The sequence below is a fragment of the Buttiauxella noackiae genome, from assembly GCF_000737905.1.
In the GTDB taxonomy this organism is placed as follows: Bacteria; Pseudomonadota; Gammaproteobacteria; order Enterobacterales; family Enterobacteriaceae; genus Buttiauxella; species Buttiauxella noackiae.
On sequence record NZ_JPRU01000002.1, the window covers coordinates 802,316 to 824,464 of the forward strand.

17 protein-coding genes are annotated in these 22,149 nt (G+C 48.6%); 3 read left to right on the forward strand and 14 right to left on the reverse strand.

Annotation, left to right across the window (positions count from 1 at the left end):
- Window positions 1–2: 2 nt before the first annotated feature.
- The 10 genes from gmd to IX31_RS12250 form a co-directional block, all read right to left on the reverse strand.
- Window positions 3–1,124 (reverse strand): GDP-mannose 4,6-dehydratase, encoded by a 1,122-nt coding sequence (gene gmd, locus IX31_RS12205; protein WP_034458471.1) that lies wholly within the window; start codon window positions 1,122–1,124, stop codon window positions 3–5.
- 111 nt (window positions 1,125–1,235) lie between these two features.
- Window positions 1,236–1,778, reverse strand: coding sequence for a colanic acid biosynthesis acetyltransferase WcaF (wcaF, locus tag IX31_RS12210; RefSeq protein WP_034458473.1), 543 nt, complete (start codon window positions 1,776–1,778; stop codon window positions 1,236–1,238).
- 94 nt (window positions 1,779–1,872) lie between these two features.
- Window positions 1,873–2,625, reverse strand: a complete 753-nt coding sequence (gene wcaE, locus IX31_RS12215) for a colanic acid biosynthesis glycosyltransferase WcaE (protein WP_034458474.1) — start codon at window positions 2,623–2,625, stop codon at window positions 1,873–1,875.
- A gap of 8 nt (window positions 2,626–2,633) precedes the next feature.
- Window positions 2,634–3,854, reverse strand: coding sequence for a colanic acid polymerase WcaD (gene wcaD / locus IX31_RS12220; RefSeq protein ID WP_034458476.1), 1,221 nt, complete (start codon window positions 3,852–3,854; stop codon window positions 2,634–2,636).
- Entirely contained in the window at window positions 3,829–5,046 is a 1,218-nt protein-coding gene (locus IX31_RS12225) for a glycosyltransferase (RefSeq protein WP_034458478.1), read from the reverse strand. The genes wcaD and IX31_RS12225 overlap by 26 nt, the downstream gene beginning before the upstream one ends.
- Window positions 5,043–5,528 (reverse strand): colanic acid biosynthesis acetyltransferase WcaB, encoded by a 486-nt coding sequence (wcaB, locus tag IX31_RS12230; protein ID WP_034458480.1) that lies wholly within the window; start codon window positions 5,526–5,528, stop codon window positions 5,043–5,045. The genes IX31_RS12225 and wcaB overlap by 4 nt, the downstream gene beginning before the upstream one ends.
- A 2-nt stretch (window positions 5,529–5,530) precedes the next feature.
- Entirely contained in the window at window positions 5,531–6,367 is an 837-nt protein-coding gene (gene wcaA / locus IX31_RS12235) for a colanic acid biosynthesis glycosyltransferase WcaA (protein ID WP_034458482.1), read from the reverse strand.
- A 116-nt stretch (window positions 6,368–6,483) separates the two neighbouring features.
- Complete coding sequence (gene wzc / locus IX31_RS12240; RefSeq protein WP_034458483.1) at window positions 6,484–8,652, reverse strand: tyrosine-protein kinase Wzc; 2,169 nt, start codon at window positions 8,650–8,652, stop codon at window positions 6,484–6,486.
- A gap of 2 nt (window positions 8,653–8,654) precedes the next feature.
- Entirely contained in the window at window positions 8,655–9,098 is a 444-nt protein-coding gene (gene wzb / locus IX31_RS12245; protein WP_034458485.1) for a low molecular weight protein-tyrosine-phosphatase Wzb, read from the reverse strand.
- Between the two features lie 6 nt (window positions 9,099–9,104).
- Window positions 9,105–10,238: a polysaccharide export protein gene (locus IX31_RS12250; protein ID WP_034458487.1), complete on the reverse strand. Its 1,134-nt coding sequence runs from the start codon at window positions 10,236–10,238 to the stop codon at window positions 9,105–9,107.
- A gap of 806 nt (window positions 10,239–11,044) precedes the next feature.
- On the opposite strand from IX31_RS12250, the gene IX31_RS12255 reads away from it, so the two are divergent.
- Entirely contained in the window at window positions 11,045–12,625 is a 1,581-nt protein-coding gene (locus tag IX31_RS12255; RefSeq protein ID WP_034458489.1) for a TerC family protein, read from the forward strand.
- 47 nt (window positions 12,626–12,672) lie between these two features.
- On the opposite strand, the gene asmA is transcribed toward IX31_RS12255, so the two are convergent.
- From asmA to udk, 3 genes are all read right to left on the reverse strand, one after another.
- Entirely contained in the window at window positions 12,673–14,517 is a 1,845-nt protein-coding gene (asmA, locus tag IX31_RS12260; RefSeq protein ID WP_034458491.1) for an outer membrane assembly protein AsmA, read from the reverse strand.
- Between the two features lie 23 nt (window positions 14,518–14,540).
- On the reverse strand, window positions 14,541–15,122 hold the full coding sequence (dcd, locus tag IX31_RS12265; protein ID WP_034458493.1) for a dCTP deaminase: 582 nt from the start codon (window positions 15,120–15,122) through the stop codon (window positions 14,541–14,543).
- Window positions 15,123–15,274: 152 nt separating this feature from the next.
- Window positions 15,275–15,916, reverse strand: a complete 642-nt coding sequence (udk, locus tag IX31_RS12270; RefSeq protein WP_034458495.1) for a uridine kinase — start codon at window positions 15,914–15,916, stop codon at window positions 15,275–15,277.
- Window positions 15,917–16,272: 356 nt separating this feature from the next.
- Between udk and IX31_RS12275 the strand changes: the two genes are divergently transcribed.
- Window positions 16,273–19,605 (forward strand): diguanylate cyclase, encoded by a 3,333-nt coding sequence (locus IX31_RS12275; protein ID WP_034458497.1) that lies wholly within the window; start codon window positions 16,273–16,275, stop codon window positions 19,603–19,605.
- 7 nt (window positions 19,606–19,612) lie between these two features.
- Here the strand turns inward: IX31_RS12275 and alkA are convergent, their stop codons facing one another.
- Window positions 19,613–20,458, reverse strand: coding sequence for a DNA-3-methyladenine glycosylase 2 (alkA, locus tag IX31_RS12280; protein WP_034458499.1), 846 nt, complete (start codon window positions 20,456–20,458; stop codon window positions 19,613–19,615).
- Window positions 20,459–20,591: 133 nt separating this feature from the next.
- On the opposite strand from alkA, the gene yegD reads away from it, so the two are divergent.
- Complete coding sequence (gene yegD, locus IX31_RS12285) at window positions 20,592–21,950, forward strand: molecular chaperone (RefSeq protein ID WP_034458501.1); 1,359 nt, start codon at window positions 20,592–20,594, stop codon at window positions 21,948–21,950.
- The last annotated feature ends 199 nt before the right edge of the window (window positions 21,951–22,149 follow it).

Below are 22,149 nucleotides of genomic sequence, written 5' to 3' on the forward strand. Positions count from 1 at the left end.
GCTCAGGACTCCAGCGCGATGGCAACCTCGTAACCGTGGGACTTAAGCAACGAGTGTTTTTTCGCCGCTTCCAGATCTTTAGCGACCATCTCGCCAACCATCTCTTTGAGCGTGATTTCTGGTTTCCAGCCCAGTTTTTCGTGTGCTTTAGTCGGGTCGCCCAACAGGGTTTCCACTTCCGCAGGACGGAAATAACGCGGGTCAACGGAGACAATCACATCGCCTGGTTTCACGCCCGGCGCATCGTGGCCCGTGACTGAAACAACAATGCCCTTCTCGTCAACACCTGTGCCTTCAAAGCGCAGTTTGATACCCAGTTGTGCGGCTGACATTTCCACGAACTGACGCACGGAATACTGCACGCCGGTGGCAATCACGAAATCTTCTGGCGTCTCTTGTTGCAGCATCATCCACTGCATTTTGACGTAGTCTTTGGCATGGCCCCAGTCACGCAGAGAATCCATGTTGCCCAGATACAGGCACTTTTCCAGACCCTGAGCAATGTTGGCGATAGCGCGGGTAATTTTGCGGGTCACGAAAGTTTCGCCACGGCGTGGGGATTCGTGGTTAAACAGAATGCCGTTACAGGCATACATGCCGTAGGACTCACGGTAGTTGACGGTGATCCAGTAGGCGTAAAGTTTGGCAACGGCATACGGAGAACGCGGATAGAAAGGCGTGGTTTCTTTCTGCGGCGTTTCTTGCACCAGGCCATAAAGCTCAGAAGTTGATGCCTGGTAGAAACGGGTTTTCTTCTCAAGGCCCAGGAAACGAATCGCTTCCAGCAGGCGCAAGGTCCCCATTGCATCAACATCTGCGGTATATTCCGGAGATTCGAAAGAAACCGCGACGTGGCTCATTGCACCCAGGTTGTAGACTTCATCCGGCTGCACTTCGGAAAGAATACGGGTCAGGTTTGAGCTGTCAGTCAGATCACCGTAGTGCAGATGGAATTTTGGATTGCTGGTATGCGGATCCTGGTAAATATGGTCAACACGTTCGGTGTTGAAAGAAGAAGCACGGCGCTTAATACCATGAACTTCATAACCTTTTTCCAGCAGCAGTTCCGCCAGATAGGAGCCGTCTTGCCCGGTTACACCCGTGATGAGAGCTACTTTAGTCATAATGGATTTTCCTCTGTTAAACCAGGTTCTTATTTGAAGGTCCGTAGGGTGGATAAACGCAGTGCCATCCACCGATTTGTCGGATGGCGCAGGCTTATCCGACCTACAGGGCTACAAAACTCGATCGCGTATTTTTACTGCTGGGTTACCCCGGCAAACGGCATTCGCCGGTAATGATTTATAAATGCTGCTGCGCGCGCCCACGACGGTGCCATTTCCAATATTCACACCAGGTGAAACAAATACATCGGTTGCCAGCCAACATTTCTCACCAATAACAATTGGTGAAGCGGTAATATCAAAATGTTTGCTCATATAATCGTGACTGCCGGTACATAAATAACACTTTTGTGAAATGACAGAATTTGCACCAATCGTAATTTCACCCAGCGTATATAACACGGCGTCATCGCCTACCCAGGCATAATCCCCGAGGGTTAATTTCCATGGGTAAGTAATTTTGACTGACGGACGAATCACCACACCTTTACCGATTCGTGCGCCAAACATGCGTAATAAAAATGCACGCCAGCGATAAAATATTTGTGGCGACCAGGCAAATAATGTTGCTTGTACTGCCCACCATAATTGCACTTTTATTCCGTTTGCACCGCGAAAGCCCCTCGGCACAGTAAAGCCGCTTAGGTCTTGCATAATATTTCCTTATTTTCGTCTAATGGCGCTTACGCTTATCCGACCTACGTGTCAGTCGTAGTTGTAAGGTGGATAAGCGCCAGCGTCATCCACCTTAGGCTTTGTTATAAAGCGTCTTTGTTTTTCCGGTGGTGCGTAAACGTAACTTATAAGACAATTCTGCAATAAAGCCTGGGACGTGTAATATTTTGCGCTGCACGCTTCTCGCATCACGGCACAATTCAATATTATTGGTGGTAGAAACACCGCCCATTGAAAACTCGGAGACAATCCCCTTGACGCGTTTAAATGCATAACCTTTTTTATACATCCGTGCGGCAAGCGCGTAATCCGATGAGACTTTATATTGCAGATCGTAAGGGTATTTACGCAGACCTGAGACAGGGAAAAATATGGCCTGATGGCTAGCTGGTAAACTGTGGTAGATATACCAGCCCTGCTTTGCACGGCGCTCTATTTTTGTACCATCACCAAAATCTAATAATGCATCGCCAATCACCATCGCATTATCAGTTGACGGCATAGCAGCCAGTTGATGCGCCACGGTTGCGATATCCTGATGGAAAATATCACCCGAATTAAGGAATAACGCATAACGGCCCTGAGCCATATCAATGCCTTTGTTCATCGCATCATAAATGCCGTTATCTTTCTCACTCACAAAACGTAAGTTGTACTGCCCATTCAGGTTTTCCAGAAACTCGGCGGTACCATCTTGCGAGCCACCATCAACCACAATCCACTCAAATGTGATACCAGGCGCCTTCGCTAAATGTGCCAGCGACTGCCAGGTTTTTTCTATTCCGGCGAGATTTTTATAAGCAACCGTTATGACACTTAATAGCATGATGGACCTCAACGCTGTGTAATATTAAGTGCCTTACGCAAAATAAACGGGCACACAATCAAAAACGCATATTCAGGGCTAAAAATTGAACCGGTAAAAAATAACGATACAGGTGTAAAAAGCCATAATTGAACGCGGTAATTTTCATTATTACCAAAAGCTGTGCGCATCATTTTAAAGACTTTCCACATATACCAAATAGTCAGTAATACCGCGAACCATGAAAAATAAATAATTAGCAGATACAAACCATTGTCTACTGTTTTACCGACATCCGCACCGTTAAAGATTCCGAATGATGCGACATATTCATATAAAGATCCGAAACGCACCACCCCGTCTATATTGGTTAATGAATACCCAACCATCGCTAACGGGCCAATAATACGATAATAAGATGACGAACCTTCCGTTCCCAAATCGCCAAGACGGGTCGCAATATAAGGGAACGCGAATATTAACCCTACTAAAAACACGGAAAGAGAAATAATTGCTAATGGCAACTTCTTCTTTATGGCACTTTTATTAAGGTACTGGAATGCCCATTCAAGAAGATAGAACAGGATAAAAGTCATTACCCCTGAAAATGAACCTGAAAGCACTATCCCTAAAAGAATCATACCATCTGTTTTCGGTGTTTTGATACCAAACTGTTTGATACTGAGCCAAATTGAGATTAACGCCAGAGCGAAGAACGCCGGTTCAAAATAGAGTGCTGTGGTACGCTTACCGCCGAAGCTAATAAAGTTCAGAACATAGCTATTACTGTATATAAGAAACTTCGAAATTTTCTCAATCAGGCTACTTCCACCGGTCAGAATAATCTGAGCCATTTCTGCCGCAGCAAGCATCACAATAATGCCCACCACCCCATAAAATAACCGCAGAATTTTATGGTGATTACGCTGTGAAATAGTTTTGAAACGGCAGCTCCAGGTCATCGCCATAATCAGCACGATATAGACGAACAATAATGTCGAGGTGACGTATTTGCTGGCATCAAGCGACTGGCCAAAGATGTAGTTAAACGCGGTGAGTCCCGCACCGATACCAAGCGCAATCATCAATTTTTTGACGCTGATTCGTTCTATGTACAAAAAGAGGATTGCAGGTAAGAAGGTAACTATCGTTATGGGGAAGCTTTCCCCCAATGAGGCCAACTTGACGTTGACCACCAGATAGATAAACGGTAACAGCAGATAACTACAGATTCTGATAGAACGAGACATACTCCTCCAGCATCTGTTGCCCACTAAACGCCTGGCGGCTTGCAGCTTTAAACGCCTGCAACTCTTTGCCAAACACCTGCTGTGCTAACTGCTCTTTTGGCATTTTCACCAGTTCGAGCACCCGAGCATCACTAAAGGTTTTGCCACCGACTTTACGCAGCACTTCATCTGCTGCATCGCTTTGGGTAGCAATAACCGGAACACCAATGGATAACGCCTCACACAAAATCAGCGGGTAGTTGTCGACCTGCGAGCTGAATACCAGTGAGTCCATTTCGTTAAGCTCGCTCATCAACGCTTTTTTATCGGTCATGTAACCGTGATTCACCACGTTAGGGCCATTGAATGGCGAGAACTTACCGAAGGTGTGCAACTCGATTTCGTCGTCCAGCGCCATCATGGCCTGTACGAGTTGCTGATTGGTTTTGCCGTCGTAACGTAAATCGTGCGCTACCACTGCCACTTTTGGCCTGGCGCCCGCAGCTTGCGTGAGGGGTAATTCAGCCAGAATCGCTTCGGTTGCCACATCAATACCGTTGTTGATGATTTTGCAGCGCCCTGCTCCGTAAATCAGATTAAAGGCGTCAGCCACATGCTGGCTTGGCGAAATAAACTTACAGCCCAGCGCCAGCATTTCGCGAAGCAACTGACGTTTGGTGTGCACCAGAAGATGTGCACGATCCTTTTTCACCGGCGGGTAGTTGTTTAGCGTCGGGCATTTCTGGCAGCCCGTTTTCCAGCCGTCGCAGCCATCAAGAAACGCACAGCGTCCGGTGATACTCCAGTGGTCGTGGAGCGTCCAGACAAAAGTGACATCCGTTTTATGCGCTTTTACACGCTGGCAAAACGTCACCATCTCTTCGAGGTTAAGCCAGTAACTGTGTACCACATGGAAATGCAGGACTACAGGCCCTTTCGCACGGGTCACTTTGCGATACAGATTATTCAGGTTGCCGAACGGGTCGCGGTTGAGAAAGCGAAACAGAATAATGTTGGCGATAGATGTCAGGCGCGGCGTGTGTTTTTCCACCCCCTGGAACTTGTCGTGGCTGGCGCTTTTTTTGCCGCCTTTGCCGTAGCCGTAAATAAATCGCGAGCTAAAACCTGCGGCATTTGCACGCTGGTGAAGATCCAGCGCAACACCCGCCGCACCGCCTTCAGCAAGGCGCACGTTAAATTGCATGATATTCATTTAATTATTTTTACCTGTGCTTTTTCGCCAACCACCAGCGCATTGTCTGGCACGCTATCGAGCACCACGCTTCCCGCGCCAACAATGACGTTATTCCCAAGCGTGATATCACCGATAATCACCACGTTGGCACCCAGTTCGACACCGTTGCCAATCACCGGGCAGGCGTTGCTTTTGCCACGATTACCGATGGTGACGCCGTGGCGAATAGTGAAATCATCCCCGGCGACCACAAATTTGTTAATCACAACGGCATAACCGTGGTGAATGGTGAAACGACGCCCAATGGTGGCACCTGCCTGGATTTCATAGCCAAACAGGCATTCGGTCACAAAGCGATAAAACAGGATTATCGGAGCCGCCCAAAGATTGTTGATAACGCTTTTTTTGCGCCATACCGAGCAAAAATGGGCAATACGGTAAGCCATCACCATGCAGCAAGGGCGAAGGCTCCAGGAATTTGCGCGTAGGTCTTCAAGCACCGTTATTTCCCCCGTAGTCCGTCTGCCAGTCGCTTGGTATTTCGCACGCTCAACAGCGCTAATAACGTGCGCAAAGACATTCGCTTATTGCGGATCTGGTAGAGGGTAAACAGCTGATACTTCTTGCTGGCACGGTCGAATTTGTCTTTGTGCTTTTGATAGAAGTGAAAGTACCCGGCAAACTTTTTCGGTGATTTGGTGATCTGCATTTCACCGTGATTGATATGCAGAATTTGCGTGGCTTCTTCCACTTTCCACGGCTGGCCATACTCCACAACCATACGCAGGAAAATATCGTAGTCCTGAGCTGCTGCAAGTGTTGTGTCGAACAGGCAAGCTTTGAAGCGGTCGGCATAAGTAAATACTTGATTACCTATGATATTACGCTTGTAAAACAGCTTTAATGAGAAGGGTGATTTAGGGTAGAGCGGCAAGCTTGCGGGCTGCGAATAGACTTGTCCCTCACAAACATAGTCGTTGGCATATAAAAAGGCGTGCGTCACCAACTGCTGTTTATGTTCCAGGAACGCTGACAAGCGATTGGGTGTCCACTCATCATCGTCATCAATACCAGTAATCAACTCCCCCGCAGCCTGGCGAATAGCCTGGTTGCGTACCGAACAGGCACCAGAGTTGAAATCATTACGGATGTAACGCACTCGCGAGTCCCCCAGCTCATCAACAAAGCGCTGAAGCTGTTCAAAAGAGGAGGAGCAGTCATCAACGATTAACATTTCCCAGTGTTCATAATCCTGGCGCAGTACCGATTTGATGGCGCGGATCGCCAACTGCTGGCGGTTCCATGTCGGCATATAAATAGAGATAAGTGGGCGTTTCATGGCGCTCCCCCCGAAAATCGTTTTTATTTATTGGTAGATGGCGATATCGCTTATCCACCCTACGGCTAGATTTGTAGGGCGGATAAGCAAAGCCTCATCCGCCAGTTGATGCCTGACTATTTCGCATCAGATTTATATTCGTACTCGTAGTAACCGTAATCCTCGTACCCTGCCGCACGGCGGAAGATGGAATTGAGGATCACGCCACGTACGGTGACGCCATTTTGTTCAAAGCGGCTGAGACTGGTTTCGACTTCTTTGAGCGTATTCACCGCATAGCGCGCCACCATCAGCGTGGTGCCCGCATGGCGGCCGACAACCGCAGCGTCGGTAACGGCGAGAATTGGTGGGGTATCAATCAACACCAGGTCATAGCTTTTGCTTGCCCATGCGATTAATTCCGCAAAGCGCTCGCTCATCAGTAACTCAGAAGGGTTAGACGGCACCACACCGCGCGGTACAAGGTCAAAATTAGGTACGGAGGTTTTTTGCGCACAGCGGGTAATTTCCGCCTGCCCTGAGAGCACCTCTGCAAGACCGTTGTTGTTGGTAGTGCCCAGTAGTTCGTGGGTATAACCTTTGCGCATATCGCAGTCGATAAGCAGCACACGCTTATTGGTCTGGCTAATTACGGCAGCCAGGTTGGCGCACACAAAGGTTTTACCAATCGACGGACTAACACCGGTCAGCATCAGAACGTTATTGGATGCCTGCATCATGGCGAAATGAAGACTGGTGCGCAGGCTGCGAATCGCTTCGATAGCCAGATCGGTTGGATTACCCACCGCCAGCAGTTGGCTTTGCTTATTGCGTTTCGCCGCTTTAACAGTGCGCACCGTGGCGTTGTCGCGGGATTTCTGCCATTCAGAAAGCGGGATGCTGGCATACACACCAATCCCTGCCTCTTCGAGTACCGCAGGACTTTCGATGCCACGATTGAACAAGGATCGTAACAGCACGCCCATGATGGACAACATCAGACCAAGAATAATACTGCCGAGAATGATCAGGGCACGTTGCGGTTTCACCATGCCTGGTTGAGCAATGGCCGCATCGACGATACGCACATCACCAACGGTACTGGCTTCGGTGATTTTCAACTCTTGCTGCTTGTTCAGCAGCTGCATGTATACCTGTTGACCAGACTCAACATCACGCGTTAAACGCACGATTTCCTGCTGCGTTTTTGGCATCGCGGTAACACGCCCGTTAAGGCGCGCTTTTTCATCGAGCAGCGTCTGACGTTTTTCCAGCAAGGTGCGATAAGCCGGGTGAACCTTAGTATAGAGTTTGGAAATTTCAGCCTCTTTGAAGGTCAACTCATTGAGCTGCGCATCAATATTTACCATGGTGTCGAGGACGGATTTGGCTTCCAGTGACAGGTCAACCGAGTCTTGCTGCTGGCGATAAGCGTTGAGTTTATTTTCGGCAGCATCAAGGCGGCTGCGGACTTCCGGCAGCTGTTGCGCTAAGAATTGCAGGCTTTTAGCCGCTTCTTCCGACTTACGCTGCACGTTCTGCGCCAGATAGTTACGCGTGATGCTATCGAGGATGGCGCGGATTTGGTCCTTGTCTTCACCGGTATAAGAGAGGCTTAACACGCCGGTATCTTTGCCATTTTCAGCTACGGTCAGGTTGCCCTGAAGCTGATTTATCATGCCAAGCGTGGAGTATTTACTGACGGTAAAGGTATCGCCCACTTGCGCTTTAATCGCGCTAACGGACAGCGTGATACCACCTTGATTTAGCGTTTTCCCAACCTGCCCTTTGGCACTAAACCCGTTATCACTGGTCAGCAAATACTGCGTTGGGCTCAGCACTTCCAGGGTAAATATATTTTTGGCCTGCCCTGCCGGAAGATTAAAGGTATCAACAACGACGGTATCGTTCTGGCGGCCTTGCAGCCTGTCCCAGCCCGCGCCTAACAGCCAAAAGCTGTTTTTTGCGACTGAAATATCCAGATTCAGATCGTCTACCGTTTTACCCAATACCAGGCGCGACTGAATCAGCTGCATCTCGGCTGCAGAAGCTGGCGGCTTGTTTGATAGTGCGGAACTGATGTCGTTAACCAGCGAGTTCCCGGCATTTTGTTCGATTTGCACCAGCGCATCTGCTTTATAGATTGGCGTGGCAAACATCGCGTAGACGGTCGCCAGTATCGCGAAAATTGCGGTGATCCCCAGGACCCACCAGCGGGCTTCAAGGACCGTCCCGAACAATCGGCCAATATCAATTTCGTCATTACCCTCAGTCGGGGCGCTCGAACGGCGTGCTTTTTCTGTCATTGTTATCCCTGATGAGCGTTGAGTGCGTTAGCCCATTTTTGGGCGTTCTGGTCCAGAAGACCGTAAACCGCTTCAAAAGCGTCGTGGCTTTTGCGATACGGGTCGGGAATTTCCCGTTCCGCATCCCAGTGACCAAACAGCATCACTTTGCCGCGCATCTCTGGAGCCATTTCGCAAAGTGCCGATATATGGCGTTTTTCCATGGCAAGAATCAGGTCGTATTCGCGGCACATTTTGCCGGAAACCTGTTTTGCGCAGTGCCCCTCCAGGGAGAGGTTATGCTGCTCGGCGACGCGAACAGCACCTGCATCAGCCCCTTTCCCCACCAAAGCCCCCAGCCCCGCAGAAGTCACGGTAAGCTGCGGGTGATAGCTTTTAAGTAACCGCTCAGCGGTTGGGGAGCGGCAAATATTCCCCACACAGACAACCAAAATTTTGTTGAACATAGCGCGTTACCAGGTATGGATATCTTTGGCAGTATCCGTCATATAACGAACACCACTGATAGTCGGCAGCAGTTGGTTGATCAGACGATTCCAACGCGTGACAGGTGCTGTGGTCACATACACCACATCGTAAGGTTGCAGCTGGAACTCGGTGCCCATCACCAGCGAGGTCGCATCCGACATATCAAGCTGATAAATGTTGGCGATTTTGCCGCCCTGCTTCTCTTTGATTGGGCGAATCACAAAGATGCCGCTGGCATTGGAAGCCGTCATATCCAGACCTTCTGCCTGGCCCAACGCTTCGGTCAGCGTCATGCCGCTGAAATCCATTTTCAGAGTGGTCTGTTTCTTCACTTCACCCATTACGAACACTTTCAGATCGTCATTGCGCGGCACGAATAAAATGTCGCCGGGATAAAGCAAATGGTTCTGGCTCAGGTCGCCGTTTTGCATCAGCGCTTGCAGGGAAATACGCTTTTCCTGGCCATTGTGTGTGAGGACCACATTGCGCCAGTCAGCGGCATCCGTCAGACCGCCTGCGGCGTTGATAGCATCAAGGATGGTGAGCGGCACGTTGGTAATTGCCTGTTGGCCGGATTTATTCACCTGGCCTGAGACATAGGCTTTTTGGGAACGGAAACCAGCGATATTAACGTCCACCTGCGGGTCAGCGATGTACGTCGCAAGGCGGCCGGTAATATCACTGCGGATTTCAGACAAGGTTTTACCCGCGACTTTTACTTTGCCGACATAGGGATAGAACATCGTGCCGTCTGACTGTACCCAGTTACCCGCATCGCTTGAACTACGGTATTGGCCCGCTGGGGTGGTGAGCTCCGGGTGATCCCAGACCGTGACATTCAAAACATCCCCTGGACCGACACGATATTGGTAGGCGGAGATCTCCTGATCGAGAGACATATTTGGCTGTGCGACCGCTGGACGTACGCGTAATTGTTCAACCAGACGCGGCGTTAATGGATACACATTTACCATCCGGTCCAGATCAAAATCTGAATCCTGTTGCTTGATAACATCTTTCCCCATCGTAGACATATTGCTACCGGGGAGCACTGTGCAACCACTCATCAGGGTTACCGACACCAATAAAGGCATCAATTTAAGTTTGTATTTAATCATTGAGTATTTATCACTATGGCAGAGTAATTATCCTGATCGAATAAAATAAGTGGCTCGTTAGGCTTATCAGTGAGATATAAAATTGGCCCCAAATGTAGATCTAACTAAATGGCATAATTCCTAAAAAGCACTTATTTAGACACAATGGCGACAGAATAACCGAGGCTTATTCTCTGGCCTTCAGGCATGCTACCGCCCCTGGCTTACAGTCACCAACCTACTGAAAAAAGACAATTTATAAGAAGTCACGATTCCAGGATGTAAATCCAAAGAATAATGTTCTGGAGATAAGCCCTATGGCACCAGGTTAAATATCACAGCTTCAGCGAATATAAAAAATACATCTAATATCAGACACCGATATCGATTGTTGCAGCTAACCCTATATCAGGCAAGGTTCCACAGAACGACACAGGGACTTTTAAGAATAATATTAACGCCACATTTACATGCGATTAGGAATTTCTTTATATTGACAGAATATTAATAAGTGATAAGTCACAATGAGATATACAGATATATCTCATGTGAAATTAAATATAATAAAGAATACCAGGCCGATATTTCACAAAACCATTAACTATTTACCATGGTTATTAAGTGGGATTAAGCGGGATATGCCTGGTATTTAAGATGAAGGAGATTTATCCCTGGCCATGATATTGCAATTTCACGAGTGATTATCCATTATTTCATTGTGACATTTGTCATCTAACAAGAGGTGCTATGCCCAAAAGATTTCAAGTTCTGAGAAGGCAGCAAACTAACGAATCCGCTGGCTTGAAATACTAAGGGTATAAAAGAATATGGAATGGATTGCCGATCCATCTATCTGGGCAGGTCTGATAACGCTGGTAGTTATTGAACTGGTCCTCGGTATCGATAACCTGGTGTTTATCGCTATCCTTGCCGAAAAACTCCCCCCATCCCAACGCGACAAAGCACGCGTGACCGGGCTCATTCTTGCCATGTTGATGCGCTTGCTATTGCTGGCCTCCATTTCATGGCTGGTCACGTTAACACGGCCACTTTTCAGAGTGGGTGAACTTGGTTTTAGCGCCCGTGATCTGATCATGCTATTTGGTGGGCTGTTTCTGCTATTTAAGGCGACCGTTGAGCTCAATGAGCGGCTGGAGGGTAAAGATAGTGAAACTCACACGCAGCGGCGGGGTGCAAAATTCTGGCCGGTGGTCGCACAAATCGTCATTCTGGATGCGGTGTTTTCTCTCGACTCGGTGATTACTGCGGTGGGTATGGTCGACCATCTGCCAGTGATGATGGCAGCGGTGATTATCGCAATTTGCCTGATGCTACTCGCCAGCAAAGCCTTAACGCGCTTTGTGAACAACCACCCTACCATTGTGATTCTCTGCCTGAGTTTCCTGCTGATGATAGGCTTTAGTCTGGTCGCAGACGGTTTTGGTTACCATATTCCGAAAGGCTATTTATATGCCGCTATCGGGTTCTCGGTAATGATTGAAAGTTTAAACCAGCTGGCAATATTCAACCGTCGTCGCTTCTTATCCGCCGATCAATCGTTACGCCAACGCACAGCAGAAGCCGTGCTGCGTTTATTGAATGGTAAGAAGGAAGAGGCTGAACTGGATGCTCAAACCGCATCGCTGATTGCTGACCACACCCGACAAGATGAAATATTTGAGCCGCAAGAACGTCTGATGATTGAACGCGTGCTAAATCTCAACCAACGCACGGTGAGCAGCATTATGACCTCACGTCATGATGTCGAACACATCAAACTCGCTGACCCGGAAGAACAAATACGTGCCTTGCTTGATAAGAACCAGCATACCCGCGTGGTAATAACTGGCGATAGTGACGAAATTCTGGGTGTTGTGCACATCATTGATTTACTTCAGCAATCATTAAAAGGTGAACCGCTTAATCTTGAGGTTTTGATACGACAACCGCTTATCTTCCCGGAAACACTGCCTTTATTGGCGGCACTCGAGCAGTTCCGCAACGCCAGAACACACTTTGCCTTTGTGGTTGATGAGTTTGGTTCGGTAGAAGGTGTAGTGACGTTGAGTGACGTGATGGAAACCATTGCTGGTAATTTGCCGAATGAAGCTGAAGAGATAGATGCGCGCCATGATATTCAGAAAAACCCTGATGGGACATGGACGGCAAACGGCCATATGCCGCTGGAAGATTTGGTCCAGTATGTGCCATTACCGCTGGATGATAAACGCAACTACCATACGATTGCAGGGCTACTGATGGAGGCGTTGCAACATATTCCGGTAACAGGAGAAGCTGTTCAGGTGGGGGATTTTCTGTTGCGGACACTGCAAGTAGAAAGCCATCGCGTACAGAAGGTGCAAATTGTCCCGAAGACCCGCGACGATGAGATGGATTTTGAGGTGTGATTTAAATTAAAGTCGGATGTCGCTGCGACATCCGACGTTTGAAGTGACTAAAGCTTATCCAGAAGATCTTTAACGTCTTTCGCTTTGCTGCTGTCTTTATGCTTGTCTAGCCAATCATTCAGGCGACGTTTCGCTTCACTCTGCAACTGTTTACGCAGTACCTGGTCCACTTGCAAAGAGTAATTCAACTTCTGCCATGGCCCATAAACTCGTAGTGGAATCGGGGTGGTTTTCAGCACCTCAACCAACTTACTATCCCCTTTCCAGCCGTCAACGACCGTGACATCAAAGCGGGTATCGCACTGCTGCTTAACAAGATCAAGAGTCCCCGAACCTGTCAGCGCCAACATGGAAGATTCACCCACCATTTTCTTGAGCGATAACTCACCGTTGTTGAGATTTGCTTGCGCTGAGAAATTATCCAACATGGTGACATTGTCATAATTTTCCTGGGCCTGGACATCATCATTGCTACGGGTAACCGCTTGCTGAATCAACTGTTGGAAGTTCATACCCTGCATTGTGGTATGTAGCATCGTGATGTTCGCATCCCCTTGCCAGCTACGGCGAAACGCTTCGGCGCTGAGTATGTCACCGGTAAACTCCCCTTCCATTGAAAGCAACCCAGACAACGCAATTGGGTAGTTAAACGCAGTCAGAATCGGCTCAATTTCTATGTTTTCAACTTTTGGGCTGAATGAAAGTTGCGGCTGACTCTTGCGCGCATCAAGTTCGCCAGGGAATGACATACTACCTTTGCCAAATTTCCCCATCAGTTCAGAAACCGTCAGTAAGCCGTAATTGTTGGTTATAGCCCCTTGAACATCAGTGAAATCCAGCCCTCGCCACACCACACTGGACGCGGCAATATTAACCTGGGCAGTAAAATCGCGCAGACTCTGGTAGTTGGTCTCTTCGCCACCTGAAGCAATGATCGGACGCGGTAGGGCACTTTGTTGCTGCGCCTGCTGCTGCACATTGATATTGGTCACTGAATTGCCAGCAACCAATCCATCGAGATTCAATTTACCTGAACGTAAATCGATGACCCATTGAGTTTTGTCTTCCAGCACAGCACTGGCGTTGCCTTGCAAATCGCTGTCATTGGCAGTCAGTTGCAGTTGATTAAGTTCAAGACGGCGCTGTGGCTCAAGCCAGCGAGCCGCAAAGGTTCCGCTGCCCGTAATCCCTTTAGCTGGAAGATCGGCACCTTGAATTTCGTAATCGAGTTTGGAGATATTGGCACTGAGTTGCTGTGGATAATTGCTGGCATCAAGATCGGCTACCAATGAAAAGGTCAGATCACGTTGGTCGCGATTAATACGGCTGCTCAGTTCAATGTGCGCTTGTTTTCGCTCATTCTGCTCCATTTGCAGATTGATATTGCGCACCGTAATTTGTTCGTCATTAACATGCTGGAAAACCAGCACACTGTCGGCAACTTTGAGTTTAGCTATGTCAAAAGACCAGCCACTGTCTTCATCTGATGGAGGCGTAGGAGCCGAAGGCCCGACAGGGGCATCTTTCGCACGGCGCTCTTCTGTCTGGGGAGTGAGTTGAATTACTGCACCTTTCAACATCACCTGGTGAACCTTAAGCTGGTGAGAAAGCAGAGGTAATAAGGCAACATCCAGGCGCATATTGTCGGCACGCACCAGGGGCTGACTAGCACCTGGTGCGGTTAATGACATACGCCCTGATAAAATACTAAGTTGTGGCCAGACGTGCCAACGCAGCGGCCCGTCTAAGGCCAGTTGATAACCACTGCGAGCCTCAACCTGGCGCACCATATATGCACGAAAATCATTGGGGTTAACCAATAACACCAACGCAGAAAGGCCGGCAACCAGTACAACCAGCAAAATCATCAGCGTGGTAAGTAATCGTCTCATACAATCCCCATACAGATGGCAACTCAGTCCTTATCAATACGACTCGCCACAGCCCCTTGCTGATCGCGATACTTTGCGTCCTGGCGACTGTTGTAAGGGCGTGCGGCAGGGCCTGAAAGCGGTTCAAAACTCAAAGCACCAATCATCATACCAGGACGCAAGGCTAATGGCAGCTTACCGGAATTATAGAACTCCAGAACGATGCAGCCATGCCAGCCAGGATCGATACGGTGTGCAGTGACATGGACCATTAGACCCAAACGCGCCAAAGATGAACGACCGTCTAACCAGCCGACTAAATCAGCGGGTATCGTTACAGACTCAAGCGTTACCGCTAAAGCCAGTTCGCCTGGGTGCAAATAGAATGCTTCGCCTTCATTGAGGACGATTTCGTCGCTCATGACGCGTTCTAACGCCTCGCTCACTTCATCTTTTGGACCGCTCAAATCTATAAACGGTGCAGTATGACCACTGAAGGTGCGGAATTTGTTCCCCAAACGCACATCGACAGTAGCACCGCTAATGCGTTCAACTGGCGGACGAGGGGTAATCGTTAAGCGCCCATCATCGAGCCAGGCTTCTATATCGCGGTCACACAAACGCATCAGTGATGCTCCTTATCTCAAGCTCAGTTTTGTTTACCCTGCCACAGCGGGGCTAAGATAGCCACGCTACGAAGGGTAAATACCGGGATTACATTACGTTTTTGCGAGCGAATAAGTAGAACTCGTCCGCGAAAGGCTGTTATGCCTGAAGATTATTCAAAGAACTGGCTGATTTTTGCCTTGAGGATATCAATGGCGATACGGTTTTTACCCCCGCGCGGCACGATAATATCGGCATACTGCTTGGAAGGTTCGATGAATTGTAAAAACATTGGACGAACGGTTTTCTGATACTGGGCCATCACAGAGTCCATTGAACGGCCACGTTCGTTAACATCGCGTTTCATACGGCGCATCAGGCAAATATCCAGCGGCGTATCAACAAAAATGGAGAAGTTCATCTCTTCGCGCAAACGAGCATCCGTCAGCAACAAAATCCCTTCCAGAATGATGACTTTCTTCGGCATTAAGTGAACCGTGTTACCGGTACGGGTATGTTCAACATAGCTGTAGACAGGCAGCTCAATAGGATTGCCTGATTTGAGCATTTGTAAGTGTTGAAATAGCAAGTTGTGATCCATCGCGTTTGGATGGTCGTAGTTGGTCTTAACTCGTTCTTCCATCGAAAGATGGCTTTGGTCTTTGTAGTAACTGTCTTCTGGAATAACACCAATGTGTTCATCACCAACTTGATCGCGCAGTTCGCGATACAGTGTGCTGGCAATAAGACTTTTTCCTGAAGCCGACGCACCGGCTATCCCGATGATGACGCATTGATGGGACTTGTCAGTCATGTTGTAACGAGCCTTGTTGACTTAAATGTTGAGGAAGGGCGACGCAAAAGACGTCAAACGCGGCAATTATAGGGAGAACCGCCCGCTGATACCAGAGTAATGCACACGCATGGGTGATTTTAACTGACAGGTAACAGGGATATGGGAGTCAACGGATAGCCATCTAAAAAGAATGGTTATTACCGGATGGTAAAAATAAGTATGTCAAATAACACTTTTTATGACTTCTTGATGTTAAATTATGACCGACCTGCATAGGAATTGTAAATTGTTTGTACTAGCATAAAACCGAAACTTATCTTTTTATTTGCATCCGGGCATGGCACCTGGCGGCACGCCTTAACGGATTTGCGGTAATGATCAAACAAAGCACAAAAGAGTTAATCGCAATGCCTTCCTTCATTTTGCCTGCGGGGTTGGGGTTTTTAAGCTTTATATTCACCTTGTACTCCCTGGAATTATCTTTGGTCGGTACTGTCTTAGCACCGCTTTGGTTCCCAACATCCATCATGATGGTGGCTTTATTCCGTAATCCAGTCCGTCAATGGCCAATGATCATTGTGGTATGTGCTCTCGGAAGTTTGTGCGCTTCTGCTATTTTGCAGCCCATACATGAGATTAATCTCGGCTATACCCTTATAAATATTATCGAGGCATTGCTTGGTGCATCGTTAATGCGGCGTTTCCTCCCACAAATTAACCCATTGCAAAACCTCAATAATTGGGTTCGCCTGGTGATATGCAGTGCAATAGTTCCCCCTCTTATTGGCGGTGTGCTAGCCGTTTGGCTTGCGGGTCCCGATGGCGGAAACATTGCTAAAACTTTCTTCGTTTGGGTCTTATCCGAAACTATCGGTACGTTGGCGTTAGTTCCAACAGCATTGTTGTTTAAACCAAGCTATTTATTACGCCATAAAAATCCGAAACTATTATTAGAAACAATATTCACTTTTGTTATCACCCTGACACTTAGCTATCTTGCTCTGCGTTATATGCCGTGGCCATTTACCTTTATTATTGTCTTTCTGATGTGGAGTGCTATTCGCCTGCCGCGTCTGGAAGCTTTTGTTATTTTCCTGGCCACATTAATGGTTGTCTCTTTAATGATGGCAACCAATAGCACGATCGACATGCAACCGCACACGGACATCATGAATAATGCCCCCTGGCTACCGTTCTTGATGATTTTATTACCAGCAAATGTGATGACAATGGTGATGTATTCGTTTCGCGAGGAGCGTAAACACATCACCGAAAGCGAAGCGCGTTTCCGTAACGCGATGGAGTATTCAGCCATTGGTATGGCGTTGGTATCAACCGATGGGCAATGGTTGCAGGTCAATAAATCGCTTTGCAAATTCCTCGGGTATAGCGCCGAACAACTGCGTTCACTGACATTCCAGCAGATAACGCATCCGGAAGATTTACACGCTGATTTACAGCAACTCAATATGCTGGTGAGCGGAAGTATCAACAGTTACTCGATGGAAAAACGTTACTACACCAGTAAAGGCGATGTCGTATGGGCATTGCTGGCGGTCTCTATCGTGCGGGATATCGACGGCACACCGCTCTATTTAATCGCGCAAATTGAAGATATTAATGATCTCAAGCATACCGAGTGGGTGAATAAACGCTTGATGGAGCGCATTACTCTTGCCAATGAAGCAGGTGGCATTGGCATCTGGGAATGGGATCTTGTCAGCGACATCATCAGTTGGGACAAACGTATGTTTGATCTCTATGAAGTTCCGGCGCATGTGAAACCCACTTATGCTCTGTGGCTTGAATGCATCGTCGCCGATGATGCGCCACTGGCTGAGAAAACAGTTCGCGATGCTTTGCAGGCTCGAGTGCCGTTCAAGATGGAATATCGTATTCATGTCAAAGAAGGCATCCGCCATATTCGCTCACTCGCAAACCGGGTGTTGAATAAAAACGGCGATGTTGAGCGCCTGCTTGGCATCAACATAGATATGACGGAAGTTAAACAACTGAACGAAGCGCTGTATCAGGAAAAAGAGCGTCTGCACATCACGCTGGACTCGATAGGTGAAGCGGTCATTTGTACCGATGTAGATATGAATATCACCTTTATGAACCCTATTGCCGAGAAGCTCAGCGGTTGGCCACAGCAACAGGCAATCGGTCAACATATTCTGACCATTCTGCACATCACTTTTGGCGATACCGGCCCGGTGATGGAGAATATTCATAGCGGCGATTATGCGCGAACGACCATTGAGCACGATGTCGTTCTCCATTGCCGCAATGGCGGCAGCTACGATATCCATTACAGCATCACTCCGCTAACAACGCTGGACGGGCAAAGCATCGGTTCGGTTCTGGTCATTCAGGATGTCACCGAATCGCGTAAAATGCTTAAACAGCTGAGTTACAGCGCCTCACATGATGGCCTGACCCACCTGGCAAACCGCGTCAGTTTCGAAAACCATCTCAAACGGTTATTGCAAAGTGCCGGAGAAAACCGCCAGCGCCATGCGCTCGTGTTTATCGACCTCGATCGCTTCAAAGCAGTGAACGATACCGCAGGACACGCGGCAGGCGATGCGCTGCTGCGCGAGCTCTCTTCTTTGATGCTAAGTATGTTACGTACTGGTGATTTCCTGGCTCGTCTGGGCGGCGATGAGTTTGGTTTGCTACTCCCGGATTGCTCTTCTGACAATGCGCGCCATATTTCTGAACGTATAATCCAAAGTATTAACGACTATCAATTTACGTGGAATGGGCGTTTGCACCGCATTGGCGCCAGTGCGGGGATAACCCAAATTGATGCCGATAACAGATTAGCCTCTGAAGTGCTTTCTCAGGCCGATATCGCCTGTTATGCCTCGAAAAATGGTGGCCGGGGTCGTGTGACCGTCTTTGAGCCTTCTCAGCATGAGATTCGCAAAGAAGACCAACATATGACCATGGATGAACAAAAGCGCATCATTAACGAGAACCCAATCCTGATGGTAGCCAGGGGTGTTGCCCCACCACGCGTTCCCGAATCAACCAGTTTCTATGTTGTGTCATTACGCTTCTGGGGAAGTGATGATGTCGTGATTGATGAATCCCCGTTCCGCGCAGCCGTTACCGACAAAGAGCTACAATGCGCTCTCGATCTGAGGGTTTTTAACGAATTCTTCAGCAAGTTTTCTCAACAAGTAGCCAGCAAAGGCTTTGGTATAGCGCTTCCTGTTTCTTCCTCGAGTCTCGCGAATGATAAAGTTGTCGACGAGCTATTAAGAGGCTTATCCCGCAGCCCACTACCTGCTCGACTGTTGCACCTGATGGTCAATTGCGAAGTGTTGCAAAGTGATGATGAGAAGATAGACAGTAACCTGAAAAGGCTGCGCGATAGTGGATGCCAGTTGATCCTAAGCCACGTCGGCCGAGACCTGGATATCTTTAAACACGTTTCACGCCAATGCTTCAGCTACATCATTGTGGATGAAGACCTGATTAGTCATGTTCACAACAACCTGATGGATGAAATGATGGTAACCATTATTCATGGCCACGCACAGCGTCAGTCGTTGCAAACGATAGCAGGGCCTGCAGATATGCCAATGGTGATGGATACGCTGTCAGGAATTGGCATCGACCTTATTTTCGGTGAAACAGTGACCCAACCAACGCCGCTGGAAATACTGCTGAACACCAGTTATTTCGCGATTAACTGATTCGCTATTAATTACCAGGCACCCAGCCATCACTGTACCAAATATGCAATAACGCATAGGAGCGCCAGGGTTTCCAGCGTTCGGCGTAACGGCGAATTTTAGTTGGCGTCATACCAGGGAATCGTTGCTTAATCAGATAATCGTCTGGTAAGAAAACATCATTTGCCTGCCAGCCACGCAAAGCAATGTAGTTTGCTGTCCAGCGACCAATCCCTGGATATGTGATGAGCGTTTTCACACCTTGCTCAATATCTGCAGGGGCATGGAGCGGAAACTCGCCTTTTACCATTAGTTGCGCCAGATGAATGATCGCAGCGCCACGTTTTAAGGGCATACCAAGTGGCTTTAGCTGTTCAGGGCTCAAAGATGCCAGTCGTTCTGGGGTGGGGAAAACTCGCCACTCAGGAAAATCCACCAGCGGTTCACCAAAAGTCTGCGCCAGTTTACTGGTCAGTTTTGCCGCCATTGCCACACTCACCAGTTGCCCTAAAATCGCGCGAACAGACTGCTCGAAGGTGTCCATGCAGCCTGGCAAACGAAGGCCTGGACGTGTAGTTGCTAAATCCCCAAGACTTTCAAGAATCATCTGTGGTTGGCAATCAAGATCCAGCAGTTGCTTTATTCGCTGCAAAACCTCGTTAGCGACGGGCTGCAAACCCGCACTCAACGTCACGTTGAGTTTGCAGGCCGCTTCGTCAGGTTCGAGTGTTAATAACCCCTGATGCTGCCCCAGAGCAAAACTACGGCAATAACGTGCTTCGCTTACAACTTCAATGCTCGCGACCGCTCTTCCTGCCAGGAAACCAAACATCCACTTCCAGTCGTAAGGTGAGTTGTACTCCAGTTGATACATTGTCTCTTCCTGTCATTAACTATCGCAATAGCATAGGTGTACGCCGCTAATAATGCCTTGCTTTGATATTCAGTTGCCCGATGCTTCACATTCCGCTAAAGTCGCCCCCCTTCTTCACCGGCATGGGGATTATATGCAATTTATAGGCTTCGATTATGGTACTGCAAACTGCTCCGTAGCAGTGATGCGTGACGGCGTTCCACAGGCGCTGGAGATGGAGAACGGCTCAAAACTGCTTCCGTCAATGTTATGCGCTCCGACGCGTGAATCAGTGAGTGAGTGGCTTTATCGCCATCACGAGGTTCCTGCAACGGGTGCTGAAACCCAGGCATTGCTGCGCCGCGCGGTATCCTTTAATCGTGATGAAGATATCGATGTCTTGCCCAACAGTGTGCAATTTGGCTTGAGTTCCCTGCGCCAGTATATGGAAGACCCGGAAGAAGTTTACTTCGTTAAATCACCAAAATCCTTCCTCGGTGCTACGGGCCTGAAACCTCAGCAAGTCGCTCTGTTCGAAGATTTAGTCTGCGCCATGATGCTACATATTCGTAATCAGGCACAAAGCCAGGTTGCCGAGCCAATTACCCAGGCCGTGATCGGCCGCCCGATTAACTTCCAGGGTTTAGGTGGTGATGAAGCAAACCAGCAGGCTCAAGGGATCCTTGACCGCGCAGCTCATCGGGCAGGCTTTAAAGATGTGGTGTTTCAGTTTGAGCCCGTTGCGGCAGGACTTGATTTTGAAGCCACATTAAACGAAGAAAAACAGGTTTTAGTCGTCGATATCGGCGGTGGTACGACTGACTGCTCAGTATTGCTGATGGGGCCACAATGGCGTGCTCGTCGTGATCGCGAACAGAGCCTATTAGGTCACAGCGGTTGCCGCGTTGGCGGTAACGATCTGGATATTATGCTGGCGTTTAAACAGCTTTCCCCATTACTCGGTATGGGCGGGCAAACCGAAAAAGGTATCGCCTTGCCGGTATTGCCGTGGTGGAACGCGGTCGCGATAAACGACGTCCCAGCGCAAAATGATTTTTACAGCAGCGCCAATGGCCGCATGCTTAACGAACTGGTGCGTGATTCGCGGGAACCTGAAAAAGTGGCCTTCCTGCAAAAGGTCTGGCGCCAGCGTCTTAGCTATCGCCTGGTACGTGCTGCGGAAGAGAGTAAAATCGCGCTGTCTGATAGTAAGCAAGTCGCCACCATGCTGCCGTTTATCAGTAAAGAACTGGGCTGCGAAATTACTCAACCGGATCTGGAAAGCGCAATCAGTCAGCCGCTGCAACGTATTCTCGAGCAAGTCACGCTTGCGCTGGAAAACAGTGCCGTGAAACCGGATGTGATTTATCTCACTGGTGGTAGTGCTCGCTCACCGTTGCTGAAACATGCATTAGCTCAGCAATTGCCGGGCATCCCACTGGCCGGAGGCGATGATTTCGGTTCCGTCACTGCGGGGCTTGCTCGTTGGGCTGATGTGGTGTTCCGCGATTAATCTAAAAAGCCGCAGGGAAAACTGCGGCTTTTTAAATATATAACGTTCCAGGTTTATTTCATTGTCCTCACCGCACATCTGCCAATTGTATTTATAGGCAGGCGACTATCTGACCACCATCGTACGAAGCATCTCGTAAAAAACCGCCATCTAAGACTTATCCATACAGTACTTCATATTTCCTCCATTTTTCCGCCGC

What these genes read in the sequence shown, in the direction of transcription:
- gmd (WP_034458471.1), bottom strand. Translation starts at nt 1,124, where the DNA reads ATGACTAAAGTAGCTCTCATCACGGGTGTAACCGGGCAAGACGGCTCC.
- wcaF (WP_034458473.1), bottom strand. Translation starts at nt 1,778, where the DNA reads ATGCAAGACCTAAGCGGCTTTACTGTGCCGAGGGGCTTTCGCGGTGCA.
- wcaE (WP_034458474.1), bottom strand. Translation starts at nt 2,625, where the DNA reads ATGCTATTAAGTGTCATAACGGTTGCTTATAAAAATCTCGCCGGAATA.
- wcaD (WP_034458476.1), bottom strand. Translation starts at nt 3,854, where the DNA reads ATGTCTCGTTCTATCAGAATCTGTAGTTATCTGCTGTTACCGTTTATC.
- IX31_RS12225 (WP_034458478.1), bottom strand. Translation starts at nt 5,046, where the DNA reads ATGAATATCATGCAATTTAACGTGCGCCTTGCTGAAGGCGGTGCGGCG.
- wcaA (WP_034458482.1), bottom strand. Translation starts at nt 6,367, where the DNA reads ATGAAACGCCCACTTATCTCTATTTATATGCCGACATGGAACCGCCAG.
- wzc (WP_034458483.1), bottom strand. Translation starts at nt 8,652, where the DNA reads ATGACAGAAAAAGCACGCCGTTCGAGCGCCCCGACTGAGGGTAATGAC.
- wzb (WP_034458485.1), bottom strand. Translation starts at nt 9,098, where the DNA reads ATGTTCAACAAAATTTTGGTTGTCTGTGTGGGGAATATTTGCCGCTCC.
- IX31_RS12250 (WP_034458487.1), bottom strand. Translation starts at nt 10,238, where the DNA reads ATGATTAAATACAAACTTAAATTGATGCCTTTATTGGTGTCGGTAACC.
- IX31_RS12255 (WP_034458489.1), top strand. Translation starts at nt 11,045, where the DNA reads ATGGAATGGATTGCCGATCCATCTATCTGGGCAGGTCTGATAACGCTG.
- asmA (WP_034458491.1), bottom strand. Translation starts at nt 14,517, where the DNA reads ATGAGACGATTACTTACCACGCTGATGATTTTGCTGGTTGTACTGGTT.
- dcd (WP_034458493.1), bottom strand. Translation starts at nt 15,122, where the DNA reads ATGCGTTTGTGTGACCGCGATATAGAAGCCTGGCTCGATGATGGGCGC.
- udk (WP_034458495.1), bottom strand. Translation starts at nt 15,916, where the DNA reads ATGACTGACAAGTCCCATCAATGCGTCATCATCGGGATAGCCGGTGCG.
- IX31_RS12275 (WP_034458497.1), top strand. Translation starts at nt 16,273, where the DNA reads ATGATCAAACAAAGCACAAAAGAGTTAATCGCAATGCCTTCCTTCATT.
- alkA (WP_034458499.1), bottom strand. Translation starts at nt 20,458, where the DNA reads ATGTATCAACTGGAGTACAACTCACCTTACGACTGGAAGTGGATGTTT.
- yegD (WP_034458501.1), top strand. Translation starts at nt 20,592, where the DNA reads ATGCAATTTATAGGCTTCGATTATGGTACTGCAAACTGCTCCGTAGCA.